This is a genomic window from Prochlorococcus marinus subsp. marinus str. CCMP1375, assembly GCF_000007925.1.
Taxonomy (GTDB): Bacteria; Cyanobacteriota; Cyanobacteriia; order PCC-6307; family Cyanobiaceae; genus Prochlorococcus_E; species Prochlorococcus_E marinus.
This window is the reverse complement of record NC_005042.1, coordinates 157508-170806: the sequence shown is the minus strand read 5'-3', so window position 1 is coordinate 170806 and position 13299 is coordinate 157508. Positions and strand designations below refer to the sequence as shown.

Below are 13299 nucleotides of genomic sequence, written 5' to 3'. Positions count from 1 at the left end.
TTTCATGTTCTTGTGAGTGTAGACATTTCAAGGAAACAGTTCTGAGAACTTGGAAGATAAAAACAATTCCGTTCCCAATGTAATAAAACGATGAGACCACCAGAACGTAGCCACTGCAAGCAATATCCCCAACTGTGAAGGACGTATAAATTCTTTCAATTGCAATTTTTGTCTGCCATCTAAGACGGCAATAAAAGGAATTACTGATGTATTCTTTTTAATTTTTTCAAAATCTTCTCCAAATTTTGCCCTTAACCTTCTATCACCATGCCAAACAGCAAATAAATGATGGCCTATGAGACCAGCAGAGGTAACAAGCATGAAACTGCTCCCAATCCAAAGTCCATGTGCTAAGCACCAAAGTATTTGACCAATTGCTTGAGGATGTCTGCTAACCCTTATTATCCCAGTTTCATAAAGTTTTACTTGAGGTTTTGCTAAAGCAGGAATTTCTAAAAGGTTATAGGTAGCTGGATACAAAAACAAAAAGCTTATTGCTGAAATGCACCAAATAAATGGGACCATTCCAGGTACACCTTGAAGATTCCAAAGACGAATCCCATCATAACGATGAGCTAAGAAGTAAGAAATCAATAAAACTGCTAGTGGAATACTTAAAGAAGCAAAAATCAGTCTCCATAGCCTTGGTCCAATAAAAGACTCTGCCTTAACCCTTAGAGCAGCTCCTCCACTATGAATGATTGCAAATACAAGCAAAAGAGCAAGCATTACTAGGCTGCTGTGATGATTAGATTCTGGAAACATTTGTGGCAGAACTTTTCTCTAACAATTTTTCGATTCAGAGGGACTTAGAGTTACAAGTAATTTAAGTGTGCATGTTTGCTGCCCATTTGGCAGCCGCTATGGCCGAACTGCCTTTCACTCTAGATCAACTTCGCATCCTCAAGGCAATTGTCCATGAGGGTAGCTTCAAGAAGGCTGCGGAAAGTCTTTATGTGACTCAACCAGCTGTAAGCCTTCAAATTCAAAACTTGGAAAAGCAATTAGAAATAGCAATCTTTGACAGAGGAGGAAGAAAAGCTCAACTAACCGAAGCTGGAAAATTATTACTTAAATACTGCGAAAGGATTCTGACTCAATGCGATGAAGCTTGTGGAGCTATTGAAGATTTACACAATCTGAAGGGTGGCTCTTTAATTATTGGTGCCAGTCAAACAACCGGCACATATTTAATGCCTAGGATGATCGGATTATTCCGCCAAAAATTTCCTGAAGTCTCGGTGCAACTGCAAGTACATAGCACTAGGCGAACTGGCTGGAGCGTTGCCAATGGGCAAATTGATCTCGCAATTATCGGAGGTCAATTACCTAACGAACTCAATGAATTACTGCACATCATTCCTTATGCAACTGATCAATTGGCTTTGATTCTTTCACAAAAGCATCCTTTAGCAAGAATGAAAGAGTTAACGAAGGAAGATTTATATCGCCTGGGATTTGTCACACTTGATTCACAATCAACAACAAGAAAAGTAGTAGATCAATTACTTAAAGATTCTGGATTAGATGTACAACGTCTACGTATAGAAATGGAATTAAATTCTTTAGAGGCAATTAAAAATGCTGTGCAATCAGGCCTAGGCGCAGCTTTCCTGCCTGTAGTATCTATTGAAAGAGAGCTTCTGGCTGGAACCGTTCACAAACCACTTGTAGCAGATTTAGAAGTAAAAAGAGAGCTTAAGTTAATAAGCAATCCTAATCGTTATACATCTAGAGCCGCAGAGGCTTTTACAAAAGAAATTCTACCTATTTTTGCTAGTGATGATAGTCCTATCCGTAGAAAACTAAAAGAGTAAAGTTAACTTAATCTTAGAACTGAATAGCCTCCTGATTCACTCGAATACCTTCATCTTCTACACCCTTAATAATAAATTTATTATCCTTAACATCCGCCTGATAAACACATCGAACAATTGGATTATCACGAATTGATCCTATATAAGCAAAAGTATTCATACGCTGCTTACATTCTCTAACATCTTCATTTGTAATTGCACCTTGCTTTTGCAAAAGAGACCAATTCTCTCTACGTATTACACATCCAGGCTGCAATGCTGGTTGAGTCACAAAGCTAGTAGAAGGATTGAGGGTTGTATACATTTCAATATCAATAACAAAAGCACTAGCTCCCCATTGCCTACAAAATTCAGGATCTGGAACTGCCATATCTAATTGTTGTTGACTAGCAATATTCCCCTCCCCACCTTGAGTAGTGCTAGTGATTGCACTACCTATTCCTACGCCCAGCACTAGAACTCCAGCGAGAATTGCAATAGTTCCTGTATTCATAGTGATGTTTTCCTGACCTAACGAACCACTCTGGGATGCAGTTAAATTGCCAAATGAACTTCTATTTGAGCGGCCTGTATTGCGGCCGTATCTAACATCATCATCTCTTCTAGGATTAGATGATGAAGACCTTCTTGAAGATCTAAATGGTGGTCTTGTCACAATAATTCGGGTGTTCTAGGAAGTCCCATTGAATAATTAAGAACTCGGGAATCAGGGTTATAACTCACTTCACCTGCTTGCAGCATCTGCCGAATATAAGATTCAAGGTCTGAACCAATTTTTCTTAATACGTAATCACTCAATTCTTGACCAACTTGCGATTCAACTAATTCAGAAAATCGATTCTGTACTTTCTCTATAGCTTGGTTTTCCCAAAGAAACTCGTTGTCAGGGTCTAAATCCATTGTTAAATGATCGCTATCCTCAATCAAATTATTGTTTTGAGTAATGGCAGTAAAAATGCGTATGTGCCTTGTAGTGCATTTTAAGAGGGGATCTGTCATGAAAAAATGCTGAAAAGAAGAAATTCAAAATAAATAATTGAATATTTAGAAATTTTAGGCCCCTTTTCTCATTAAAGTTGCATTCAATCTATTAAAAAAGTATGCGTGTTGCCATTGCAGGAGCAGGTTTAGCAGGTCTGACATGTGCAAAATACTTGGCTGACCAAGGGCACACCCCTATTCTCTTCGAAGCTCGAGATGTCTTGGGAGGGAAAGTCGCAGCTTGGAAAGATGAAGAAGGAGACTGGTATGAAACAGGGCTTCACATCTTTTTTGGCGCTTATCCAAATATGCTCCAGCTCTTTGAAGAATTAGGGATTCAAGATCGATTGCAATGGAAAAGTCATTCAATGATTTTTAATCAGCCTGAAGAACCCGGAACATATAGTCGTTTTGATTTTCCTGATCTACCTGCACCAATTAATGGAATAGCTGCAATATTAAAAAATAATGACATGCTAACGATCTCAGAAAAGCTTTCTTTTGGCGTTGGACTCATTCCTGCGATGCTTCGAGGTCAAAAATATGTAGAAGAATGCGACTCGTTATCTTGGAGTGAATGGTTAAGAGCACAAAATATTCCAGAAAGGGTTAACGATGAAGTTTTTATTGCCATGAGCAAAGCACTTAATTTTATTAATCCGGACGAAATATCTTCTACTGTATTACTAACTGCTTTAAATAGATTTCTTCAAGAAAAAAATGGATCAAAGATGGCTTTTCTTGATGGCGCACCTCCAGAAAGATTATGTCAACCAATAGTGGATCATATTCAATCGTTAGGAGGAGAAGTTCATATGAATAGTCCGCTTAAGAAAATTAATTTAAATGATGATTCCAGTGTCAAAAGTTTCAGTATTATGCAAACATCTCTAGGCGAATCTAATGAAATCATTGCTGATGCCTATGTAAGTGCGCTACCAGTAGATTTATTTAAATTACTTATTCCACAAGAATGGAAAGGTATTGATACATTTAAAAAGTTAGATGGATTAAGGGGAGTACCAGTTATAAATATTCATCTTTGGTTTAATAAAAAGCTAACAGATATTGATCATTTATTATTTAGTCGTTCTCCTTTGCTAAGTGTATATGCTGATATGAGTATCACTTGCAAGGAATATGAAGATCCTAATAGATCTATGTTAGAGCTTGTTTTTGCTCCTGCTAAAGATTGGATAAATAAAAGTGAAGAAGCTATAATCGAAGCTACTATGGAAGAACTAAAAAAACTATTCCCTGACCATTTTACTGGAAATGATCAGGCTGTTCTTAGAAAATATAAGGTTATAAAAACTCCTCTATCTGTATATAAATCAACACCAGGCTGTCAAAAACTACGGCCAGATCAAAAAACACCTATCACCAATTTCTTCCTTGCAGGTGATTACACGATGCAACGATATCTTGCATCTATGGAAGGCGCTGTACTTAGTGGAAAACTTTGTGCTGATAAAGTTAATCAATATACAAAAAAATTATTGGAAACCAACCAGAAGAATGCTCTTTAAATCTGAGCAATCAACCTTGAGTCCTAAGAATCACCGTAATGAATATTGAAAATTCAGTAAATCTTGATGGTGCCTATGAAATATGTAGAAAGGAAACCGCACAATGGGCAAAAACATTTTATTTAGGAACCCTTCTACTTCCTCCTCATAAACGAAAAGCCATTTGGGCAATATACGTTTGGTGTAGGAGAACTGATGAGCTTATGGATAGCAAAGAAGCACAACAATGTTCGAAAACAGAATTAGCTGATCGATTGGATCAATGGGAATTACGTACCAGGGGAATTTTCAAAGGAAATGTACAAGATGAATTAGATGGAGTAATGGCTGACACTATTGAAAATTTCCCACAATCAATTCAACCATATTTAGACATGATTGAAGGTCAAAGAATGGATTTGGAGAAAACTAGGTATTCAACATTTGAAGAACTAAAGCTCTATTGCTATAGGGTTGCTGGAACAGTAGGCCTAATGACTCAAAATGTTATGGGCATAGATCCTGCGTACACTAATGCTCCTTGGAGTGAGCAACCAGATCCTTCTCAAGCAGCAGTTGCTCTTGGAATTGCTAATCAACTCACGAATATTCTTAGAGACGTCGGCGAAGATCGAACAAGAGGTCGTATTTATTTGCCTCAAGAAGACTTAAAGAAATTTGGATACTCTGAAGAAGATCTAATGCAAGGAGAAATCAATCCTCAATGGAAAGAACTGATGGCATTTCAATTGAAACGAGCTAGAGATTGGTTTGACATCTCTGAAGAAGGAGTGAAATGGCTTTCTGCAGACGCGAGATGGCCAGTATGGACATCTTTAAGGCTATACAGAGGAATTCTTAATTCAATAGAAAGACTTGACTATGACGTTTTCAATAACAGAGCTTATGTAAACAAATTCGTGAAAATGTTGGAACTGCCAATTAGTTATCTAATAGCTCAAACAAAATGAGTGCTCATTATTTAAATTAAACTAAAGCTATATTCTCAGACAGCTGTTTTCTGATTAGCAAGAAGTTCCTTTAATTTTGAAAATTCTCCGGCCCAACGAGGATCTGGTGCTTCTTTACTAGGAGCATCACTATGAACAACTTTCTTAACATCTTTACGACTTACAGGCTTCCCTTTGTTGCTTCCAGGGCCATTGTTGCGTCGTCCAGAAGTTGAATTAGATTCTTTGCGTTCTGAGCGCTCAACCCTCAAATTAGTGCCGTTAAAATCATATCCATTGAGCTTTTCAATAACTTCTTCGGCCATCTTCTCATCGTTAATATTGGCAAATCCAAATCCCCGACATGCCTTAGTATCTCTATCGAAAACCGCCTTAAAGCGAATTCCTTTACCAATGCTTGCAAAGAGCGCTTCTAACTCCTTAATTTTTAAATTTTGCGGCAAATTACCGATGTAAAGACGAACACTCATGAAACAAAAGGGCTAGGTGGAATAAACCGCATCAAGGAGAAAACTAACTTCCTTATGTGTAGTTAATCACAAAAAGGTTTGTTATGTTCCCACCAGTAACGAGCTAATTCAAAAGCTTCTTCACGATTACGCAAGCGTCCAAAGGCTCTTTCCTTGCTTAAAAAATGAATTAAGGCACCAATCCATGGGCCTTCAGGAGCATCAAAAGTATCTTTCAAAGTGTTTCCATCAATTGGTGAAGAAGGGTGAAATAAAGGGTCAGAAAGATCCCTCCATCGCTCTAACCAAATCTTCTGATCAATCGTTTGAAGCATAAGAATTAAGGCAGGCAAATGGTTTTCCAGGTCAATATGTAACTGTAAGCGGTCAACTTCGTTAAGACCTCTAAAACTCAAACCATCATTTCTTTTCTGCCAATTTTTCAGAAGATTGCACGACTTTATTGTTTTTTTGCTAAAACCCAATTTTACTAATCCTTCTACACTTAATAAATTTGACAATCGAACTAAGGGCAAGGCAATCTTTAATTCCTTGGCTGTGAAAGAAGAAACATTTTTTAAAGATAAAGAATGAAAATATTCTTCATTATTCGATAGAGACCAAGGCCGCAGTAATCCCATTTTTATAACCAAAGGAATTACATCATTAGCCCAAGGGCCTTGAACTAATCTTTCTAACTCGACTTTTATTCTTTCTGATGCAACTCTATTTAATAAACCTGCATTTTTTTTAAGTAACGATTCTGTCTGAGATTCTAATTTCAGGTTCAACTCAGACACTAGTCTTAATCCACGAAGGATTCTTAAGGGGTCGTCAATGAAATTCTGTTCTGAAATTGCGACAAGTTTTTTGTTATGCAAATCATCAAGACCACCTGCAGGGTCAATGAATGCAGGAGTAGGAAAAATATTTAAGGCAATCGCATTAATTGTAAAATCCCTTCTCAGTAAATCGTCATTTAAATCCTTACCAATCTGACTTGCGATATCAATCTTCCAATCATTAATGACATATCTAGCAATATCTCTGTGCTGATCAAGATGAACTGCGGTACCTCCATATCTTTTTGCTAAATCTTTACTAATCTGAAAAGCATGTTTTGGTACAACAAAATCAAGATCTGGAATAGAATTATAATTATTGAGCAATCTATCTCTTATTGCCCCACCCACTAAAACCGTTCCTATTGGAAGATCTTCCAATAGAAAAGGCCATATCTCAGGCTGGAGGCTTCCCAAAAGCTCCTTGGCCAAAAATGATCCATTACCCTTGATACTATTTTGATCTTCAGAGGAGAAAGAAATGTGCATATGTGTTAACTGTCAATGGGTCGATCGCTGCAAGGCCTATCACGCGGTAGAGAAGCAACATGGAGTCAAACATTTGAACTTAAAACCTGATTTTGAACCACAAGACCCAGTAATCCATATCAGTCTGATAGATCTAGAGCAAAGAAGCACAGAAATTGAATGGGATGTTCAAGCTTGTAAGAGTTTTTCTAGGGATGATGGACGATGGCTAAGGATATGTCCAAATGAAGCTTTACCTAAATGAAGATAATTGGCCAATCAAAAACATTTAGCAAAGATGAAAAGTTTCTTTTAGCATTCCATAGCACCACAGAAAAGCTTGGAATTGGTCTAATAGAGCTAAATAATGAAAAACCAATTTTTAACAGTTCGATATTTGATGTTGGCAGAGGTCTTTCGAAGGAGTTATTTAATTGCATAGAAACAATACTACCCATTAATTATTGGTATCAAATAGAACGACTAGCTGTAGCCACAGGCCCTGGAAGTTTTACTAGCACAAGAGTCACAATAGTTTTAGCCAGGACTATTGCTCAGCAATTAAATTGTTCCATTGATGGTATTAGCAGCTTTGAATTAATGGCCTATAGACTTGCCCTAGAAACCCACATAAAGGAAGATACTAAAAAATCATTTTGGATTACACAACCTCTAAAAAGGAGAGGAACAGTAGCAGGCAAATATGAGGTAATTAAATCTGATGAAAATATAAATAATATTAAGATTAAAGAGTTGAAGTCACCCTATCTTTTATCTAAAGAAATGGAAGTGACTCCAGCAATTAATGCTAGTGAAAATGTTCAAATAGATATTAAAACTCTCTTACGAATAAGTCTAGATTCATACAAAAATAATATTAAAAGTAACTGGGAAGAAATTCTTCCTATTTACCCTACTTCTCCCGTGGAATGAATTAAATGAAGTTAATAAGAAAAATCCCACTAATAATATTAGGTTTTTTGACATTAATCATTATAATGAAACCATTAGTTCCTTTCTTAAAATCAAGGCTGAGCAATAATTCACCTCAATTAATACTTGTTTTAGGAGGAGAAGTTGATCGGGAAATAATAGGAATAAAGTTTGCCAAAGAATTAAAAATGCCATTATTAATTAGTGGAGGAAGTAATCCAGAGTATTCGGATTGGCTAATCCAAAAAGAAGGTATATCAACTGCATTGGTAAAGAGAGATTACAGAGCAAAAGATACTCTTACAAACTTCACATCGATAGTAGATGATCTTGCAGATGAAAATATAAATCATATTTTATTAATAACTAGCGAATATCATATTAATAGAGCAAAGATAGTTGGAGAAATTATCACAGGAAGTAGAGGAATAAGGCTTACCAGTTTATCTATTCCTTGCACAGCGTTCTGTCAGCACGAAAGTCAAAGAAAAAAGAATATTGATATCATTCGTGCTATTGCATGGGTGGCAACAGGGAAAGATTTCAAGGAACTAATGCCAAAAATTATCAAAAATCAATTAGGTGAATAAAGTTATTTCATTTGTCTGACATCAGTCCTTCATCAAGCATTGAATTGATTGCTTCTTGAAGCTTAAAAGTTGTCTTATCTAAATCAATTCTCTTACGACTTTGTGGAGGCATTATTGGCTTGCCTATACGTAAATGTATGGCAACCAATCTAGGTAAAAACAAACCCTTCCTAAGAGCTCTATGACTATTAATTACCGCAACTGGAATAATTGCCGCGCCTGTTCGAGCGGACAATAAAGCAGCCCCAGCCATAGGTTTATTTACTCTCCCATCTTCTTGACGGGTACCATCTAAAAATACTCCCGTTGCCCATCCTGCCCTCAATTTAGCCGTTGCTGTCCTAATAGCCTCTCGATCACTTGCTCCTCTACTAACTGGATATGCTCCACATGCTCGAATAACAAACGAAAGGAAAGGTATATAAAAGAGTTCGGCTTTTGCCATAAATGCAACAGGTCTGCCTAATGCATGGCCTAAAAAAGGTGGGTCAAGATGTGAGCCATGGTTTGCAACCACAACCAACGGTCCATGTTTAGGAACATTCTCATTACCTAAAGTGCGCCCTCGAAATAAAATTCTAAAAATAGGAAATACCAAAAAATAACTCACTAGCCTATACACAAAACTAGGTCTTGGAGAAATAGACTTGCTTACGTCTTTTAAATTCAATGTCCTAAATCATTTGCAGAAGATACTTGACTAAGAGTAATCCCTTGCATTGATCGCTTGGCAAGACCGCTAAGCACTTTCCCAGGGCCTATTTCTACAAATGTTTTTACTCCTTTAGTCTCCATTGTTTTCATGGTCTCACGCCAACGAACTCCTGTTATCATTTGACGCTTCAGTCTTTCTTTCAATAAGTCTCCATCTTGAACAGGAGAAGGGTCAACATTACTAAGAACGGGTACAACTCCATCACTAAATAAAACATCATCCAACTGCAATGCAAAATCATTTGCTGCTGCTTTCATAAAAGGAGAATGAAAAGCGCCCGACACTTTAAGTGGAACAATTCTTTTGCAAGTTAATTGTCCAGCAACTGAATTCACAGCATCTGGAGTACCAGATAGAACAACTTGCTCAGAACTGTTGTCATTAGCGATTACTACTCCTGATGTATTTCCAACCAAATCTTCAAGTTGTTTCCTATCAAAACCTAAAACCGCAGTCATAGCCCCCCCTCCCGCTGCTGACATTAATTCAGAGCGAGTTTTAAGTAAAACCAATCCAGTTTGTACATCAAACACTTCTGCTGCATAAAGAGCAACGAATTCCCCCAAGCTATGGCCAGCGAGTAAATCAGCCTTCCTTCCCTGCCTTTTCAGATCATCTATCAACAATGACTCAATTACAAACATTGCTGGCTGAGTATTCCGAGTGTCATTCAAGTCTCCCAATTCATCCTTACAATTACTTTGGCCCCTACAAATAGCTAACAAATCCCTCCCTAAAATTTCGGATGCTGATTTAAACCTCTCTATTGCCCCTTTAAGAGAAATCACTTCATCAGCCATTCCCAATTTTTGTGATCCTTGTCCAGGAAAAGCCCACGCAATTGTCATGACATTTTTAACCAAATAAGAACAAGCCTAAAACGGCCCGTGCCATCTAAACAACGCAACCCCCCAACTCAAACCAGCTCCAAATCCACTACTAGCAATTAAATGTCCAGATTGCACCTTTCCATCACGAACAGCTTCATCAAGCATGATTGGAATAGTTGCTGCTGAAGTATTTCCATAATTTGCAAGATTAGTCAAAACTTTATGATGAGGAATTGAAAAACGATCTGCCACAGCATTCAAAATTCTTTGATTAGCTTGATGAAGAAGCAGCCAATCCAATGATTCTGGAACAATTCCATAAGTTTGCAAAACATCTTTCAGAAGAGAAGGTACTTCTCTTACGGCAAACTTGTATACCTCTTGGCCATTCATCTTAATTGGAGAAAAATCTCCTTTTTGAGTTTGATAAGACTCAACCAAAGGTACAAAATTCCTCTTTTGAGCCAAATTCAAACAATCTCCACGACTTCCATCTGACTTCATCTTGAAGCCAATTAAATCATCTTCTTCTGCCGTAGCTTCTATAGCAATTGCGCCTGCTCCATCGCCAAAAAGGACACAACTGCTTCTATCGTCCCAATCAACCCAACCACTTAATTGATCAGCCCCTATCACCACGGCTCTCTTAAAAGACCCATTCTGCAAAAATTGTGCTGCACTAACCAAACCAAACAAAAAGCCACTGCAAGCAGCTGTAAGATCAAAAGCCACTGCTCGAGTAGCACCTAATTTAGATTGAACTTTTGGTGCCATCCCAAACAAATCATCTGGTGTAGAAGTGGCAATCAAAACCATTTCAATACTTTCGACACCCCATCCAGCCATATCTACAGCTGCTTTAGCTGCAGCAACGCAAAGGTCCGTTAAAGATTCATCTGCTCCTATTATTCTTCTTTCGCGAATACCTGTTCTGGTTTTCACCCATTCATCATTAGTATCAACTCGTAAAGCAAGCTGATCATTAGAAACTATCTGTGATGGAGTAGCACTGCCACTGCCTACCAAAGACACTCCGTAACCATTTGAGGAATTCCCAGTCAAAGAAAAAAAATTACCTCGTATTTATCAATACAACCACACTAAAACAATTCGATTCATCTCAGTTAAGGCTGTGGCGGTTGAAGCGCAGCTAAATCATCCATAACTCCATGACTTGCTGCAGAGTGAGCGATTCTAAGAGCACTCACAACTGACAATGCTTTGCTACTTCCATGACCAATCACACAAATACCATTTACTCCAAGTAGCAATGCTCCGCCATGTTCCGCATGATCTAAACGTTTTTTGATACGTTTTAGATTATTTCTCAAAAAGGCAGATCCCACTTTCCCACGTCTACCTCTGGGCAACTCTGCTCGCAAAACATCTAATAAGACACTTCCAACAGACTCAAGAAATTTGAGTAAAACATTTCCAGTAAAACCATCACATACAACAACATCGAAATCTCCAGATAACACATCCCTCCCCTCGCAATTACCCACAAAATCCAAACGTTCTTCTTCTTTTAGTAACTCAAAAGTACGTAAAGAAAGATCATTCCCTTTGCATTCTTCTTCACCTATATTAAGAAGACCTATCCTAGGATTTTGCACTTGCAAAACATCTCGAGAGTAGATATTCCCTAATAATGCAAATTGATGCAAATATGCTGGCTTGCAATCCATATTCGCTCCTACATCTAAAACTAAAACAGGCTGTCCAGGATCTTTTGTAGGAAATAATGCACCTATAGCAGGCCTATCAATTCCTGCCAAACGGCCCAAACGAAAAATGGCTGCAGCCATTAATGCACCTGAGTTACCAGCGGAATAAACAGACAATGCTTCCCCTTTTTTAACTAAATCCATTGCAATATTTATACTTGCATCTCGTTTCTTCCTTACGGCAGTTGCCTCTTCATCCATACCAATTGATGGACCACTTGCTACAAGTTCTATATTTCCCGCCGAAATTAACTGATTTAACAAATCTGAAATTCCTAATTCATCCGCAGCACTATGAATCTTCTCAATTTCTCCAACAAATTTGATGCAGAGAGGGAGACGATCTATTGCTTGTAGACAGCCTTCCAAAATACTTCCTGGAGCATTATCACCTCCCATCCCATCAACTGCTACCCACAATCTTTTGGAATTAGCAATATCATTTCTATCTAATTCATTTGGGCCAGCTTGAAGCCTTCTTAAAGGATCGAAAACTAGAGGCTGAAGAGTACTCCTCGCTATTGATCCTGCACTAGATACAACAGATCCTGCACTAGATACAACCGATCCTGCAACATTACCTGCAGCAGAAGCAGAATTGGTAGCCGTATCAACAAGAGTAGTAACAGCAGAGTTTCGACGATACCAAATAACTAATCGTCTAATAGCTTTAGGGCGAATTGCTTTGGAACGAGATTCGTTGTCCACAGAATGATTACTAATGATCTAACGAAAGAGGATCAACAATACGCTGAAACAAATAACCTGTCCCTCTGGCAGTAAGGATCAACTCAGGATTAGCTGGATCATCTTCTAACTTTGAACGAAGTCTAGAAATATGAACATCAACCACTCTTGTATCAACATGTCTTTCAGGTGTATAGCCCCAAACTTCTTTCAAAATCTCCCCTCTGCTAAACGGTTCGCCAGAACGACTGACAAGAAGCTCAAGCAAACTAAACTCCATGCCAGTTAGCCTAATTCGTTCATCACCGCGATAAACTTTGCGCCTATTAGTGTCTATGCGAAATGCAGCGACCTGTATTACACCTGAATTAGGGAGCCCCGCAATTTGTTCCTTCTCGACACGGCGTAATACACACCGTATCCGCGCCTCAAGCTCTTTTGGACTAAAAGGCTTAACCACATAATCATCAGCTCCTAATTCAAGTCCAGTAATTCGATCTGCAACATCTCCTAAAGCTGTAAGCATTACTATCGGCACATCTGATTCCTTTCTCAATTCTTGAATTACTCCATAGCCATCTAATTTGGGCATCATTACATCAAGCACAACCAAATCAGGCTCACAATTATGGAACTGCTGCAATGCTTCATTCCCATTGCATGCAGTCACAACTTGATAACCGATCATAGATAAGCGAGTTTCTAGGATTCTCCTAATACTCGCTTCATCATCAGCAACAAGGATGATTTCTTTAGATGGACTGGCGGCCGTCATTTTGTC

Annotated in this window: 16 protein-coding genes; 6 read left to right on the top strand and 10 right to left on the bottom strand. The window is 38.1% G+C overall.

Going from position 1 to position 13299, the window contains the following annotated elements; genetic code table 11:
• Positions 1-27: 27 nt before the first annotated feature.
• Positions 28-765, bottom strand: a complete 738-nt coding sequence (locus PRO_RS00860; protein ID WP_011124326.1) for an NnrU family protein — start codon at positions 763-765, stop codon at positions 28-30.
• Positions 766-863: 98 nt separating this feature from the next.
• On the opposite strand from PRO_RS00860, the gene PRO_RS00855 reads away from it, so the two are divergent.
• Positions 864-1817, top strand: coding sequence for a LysR family transcriptional regulator (locus PRO_RS00855; RefSeq protein ID WP_011124325.1), 954 nt, complete (start codon positions 864-866; stop codon positions 1815-1817).
• A 13-nt stretch (positions 1818-1830) separates the two neighbouring features.
• Here PRO_RS00855 and PRO_RS00850 read toward each other — a convergent pair whose 3' ends face one another.
• The gene (locus PRO_RS00850; protein WP_164923256.1) at positions 1831-2310 is read right to left on the bottom strand and encodes a DUF3172 domain-containing protein; all 480 of its coding nucleotides are present in this window, start codon (positions 2308-2310) and stop codon (positions 1831-1833) included.
• Between the two features lie 158 nt (positions 2311-2468).
• Positions 2469-2816 carry an NAD(P)H-quinone oxidoreductase subunit M gene (locus tag PRO_RS00845; RefSeq protein WP_011124323.1) on the bottom strand — a complete coding sequence of 116 codons (348 nt, stop codon included), beginning with the start codon at positions 2814-2816 and terminating at the stop codon, positions 2469-2471.
• Between the two features lie 101 nt (positions 2817-2917).
• Here PRO_RS00845 and pds point away from each other — a divergent pair, with 101 nt between their 5' ends.
• Both pds and PRO_RS00835 read left to right on the top strand, forming a co-directional pair.
• On the top strand, positions 2918-4327 hold the full coding sequence (gene pds, locus PRO_RS00840) for a 15-cis-phytoene desaturase (protein ID WP_011124322.1): 1410 nt from the start codon (positions 2918-2920) through the stop codon (positions 4325-4327).
• Positions 4328-4365: 38 nt separating this feature from the next.
• Positions 4366-5277: a phytoene synthase gene (locus tag PRO_RS00835; protein ID WP_011124321.1), complete on the top strand. Its 912-nt coding sequence runs from the start codon at positions 4366-4368 to the stop codon at positions 5275-5277.
• A gap of 35 nt (positions 5278-5312) precedes the next feature.
• Here PRO_RS00835 and PRO_RS00830 read toward each other — a convergent pair whose 3' ends face one another.
• Together PRO_RS00830 and PRO_RS00825 are read right to left on the bottom strand one after the other, a co-directional pair.
• The gene (locus tag PRO_RS00830; RefSeq protein ID WP_011124320.1) at positions 5313-5747 is read right to left on the bottom strand and encodes an RNA recognition motif domain-containing protein; all 435 of its coding nucleotides are present in this window, start codon (positions 5745-5747) and stop codon (positions 5313-5315) included.
• Between the two features lie 62 nt (positions 5748-5809).
• Positions 5810-7057, bottom strand: a complete 1248-nt coding sequence (locus PRO_RS00825; RefSeq protein ID WP_011124319.1) for a CCA tRNA nucleotidyltransferase — start codon at positions 7055-7057, stop codon at positions 5810-5812.
• Between PRO_RS00825 and PRO_RS00820 the strand changes: the two genes are divergently transcribed.
• From PRO_RS00820 to PRO_RS00810, 3 genes are all read left to right on the top strand, one after another.
• Positions 7050-7301, top strand: a complete 252-nt coding sequence (locus PRO_RS00820) for a Ycf34 family protein (protein WP_011124318.1) — start codon at positions 7050-7052, stop codon at positions 7299-7301. The two genes, PRO_RS00825 and PRO_RS00820, sit on opposite strands and share 8 nt — an antisense overlap.
• Positions 7298-7969 (top strand): tRNA (adenosine(37)-N6)-threonylcarbamoyltransferase complex dimerization subunit type 1 TsaB, encoded by a 672-nt coding sequence (tsaB, locus tag PRO_RS00815; protein WP_011124317.1) that lies wholly within the window; start codon positions 7298-7300, stop codon positions 7967-7969. Before PRO_RS00820 ends, tsaB begins: the two co-directional genes overlap by 4 nt.
• A 65-nt stretch (positions 7970-8034) precedes the next feature.
• On the top strand, positions 8035-8559 hold the full coding sequence (locus tag PRO_RS00810) for a YdcF family protein (RefSeq protein ID WP_225866394.1): 525 nt from the start codon (positions 8035-8037) through the stop codon (positions 8557-8559).
• Positions 8560-8566: 7 nt separating this feature from the next.
• Here the strand turns inward: PRO_RS00810 and PRO_RS00805 are convergent, their stop codons facing one another.
• The 5 genes from PRO_RS00805 to rpaB all read right to left on the bottom strand — a co-directional run bounded on the left by PRO_RS00805 (position 8567) and on the right by rpaB (position 13293).
• A complete protein-coding gene (locus PRO_RS00805) occupies positions 8567-9229 on the bottom strand; it encodes a lysophospholipid acyltransferase family protein (protein ID WP_036892123.1) in 663 nt (220 codons plus the stop codon).
• Positions 9226-10122, bottom strand: coding sequence for an ACP S-malonyltransferase (gene fabD, locus PRO_RS00800; RefSeq protein WP_011124314.1), 897 nt, complete (start codon positions 10120-10122; stop codon positions 9226-9228). Before fabD ends, PRO_RS00805 begins: the two co-directional genes overlap by 4 nt.
• A 27-nt stretch (positions 10123-10149) precedes the next feature.
• Positions 10150-11166, bottom strand: a complete 1017-nt coding sequence (locus PRO_RS00795; RefSeq protein ID WP_011124313.1) for a beta-ketoacyl-ACP synthase III — start codon at positions 11164-11166, stop codon at positions 10150-10152.
• A gap of 62 nt (positions 11167-11228) precedes the next feature.
• Complete coding sequence (gene plsX / locus PRO_RS00790) at positions 11229-12539, bottom strand: phosphate acyltransferase PlsX (RefSeq protein WP_011124312.1); 1311 nt, start codon at positions 12537-12539, stop codon at positions 11229-11231.
• A gap of 10 nt (positions 12540-12549) precedes the next feature.
• Positions 12550-13293, bottom strand: coding sequence for a response regulator transcription factor RpaB (gene rpaB, locus PRO_RS00785; protein WP_011124311.1), 744 nt, complete (start codon positions 13291-13293; stop codon positions 12550-12552).
• Between the last annotated feature and the right edge of the window lie 6 nt (positions 13294-13299).

Bases quoted from the DNA above. Each gene is read 5' to 3' on its own strand.
- tsaB (WP_011124317.1), top strand. From the start codon at position 7,298: ATGAAGATAATTGGCCAATCAAAAACATTTAGCAAAGATGAAAAGTTT.
- PRO_RS00820 (WP_011124318.1), top strand. From the start codon at position 7,050: ATGTGCATATGTGTTAACTGTCAATGGGTCGATCGCTGCAAGGCCTAT.
- PRO_RS00835 (WP_011124321.1), top strand. From the start codon at position 4,366: ATGAATATTGAAAATTCAGTAAATCTTGATGGTGCCTATGAAATATGT.
- fabD (WP_011124314.1), bottom strand. From the start codon at position 10,122: ATGACAATTGCGTGGGCTTTTCCTGGACAAGGATCACAAAAATTGGGA.
- rpaB (WP_011124311.1), bottom strand. From the start codon at position 13,293: ATGACGGCCGCCAGTCCATCTAAAGAAATCATCCTTGTTGCTGATGAT.
- PRO_RS00860 (WP_011124326.1), bottom strand. From the start codon at position 765: ATGTTTCCAGAATCTAATCATCACAGCAGCCTAGTAATGCTTGCTCTT.
- PRO_RS00830 (WP_011124320.1), bottom strand. From the start codon at position 5,747: ATGAGTGTTCGTCTTTACATCGGTAATTTGCCGCAAAATTTAAAAATT.
- PRO_RS00850 (WP_164923256.1), bottom strand. From the start codon at position 2,310: ATGAATACAGGAACTATTGCAATTCTCGCTGGAGTTCTAGTGCTGGGC.
- PRO_RS00810 (WP_225866394.1), top strand. From the start codon at position 8,035: ATGAAACCATTAGTTCCTTTCTTAAAATCAAGGCTGAGCAATAATTCA.
- PRO_RS00855 (WP_011124325.1), top strand. From the start codon at position 864: ATGGCCGAACTGCCTTTCACTCTAGATCAACTTCGCATCCTCAAGGCA.
- PRO_RS00845 (WP_011124323.1), bottom strand. From the start codon at position 2,816: ATGACAGATCCCCTCTTAAAATGCACTACAAGGCACATACGCATTTTT.
- pds (WP_011124322.1), top strand. From the start codon at position 2,918: ATGCGTGTTGCCATTGCAGGAGCAGGTTTAGCAGGTCTGACATGTGCA.
- PRO_RS00825 (WP_011124319.1), bottom strand. From the start codon at position 7,057: ATGCACATTTCTTTCTCCTCTGAAGATCAAAATAGTATCAAGGGTAAT.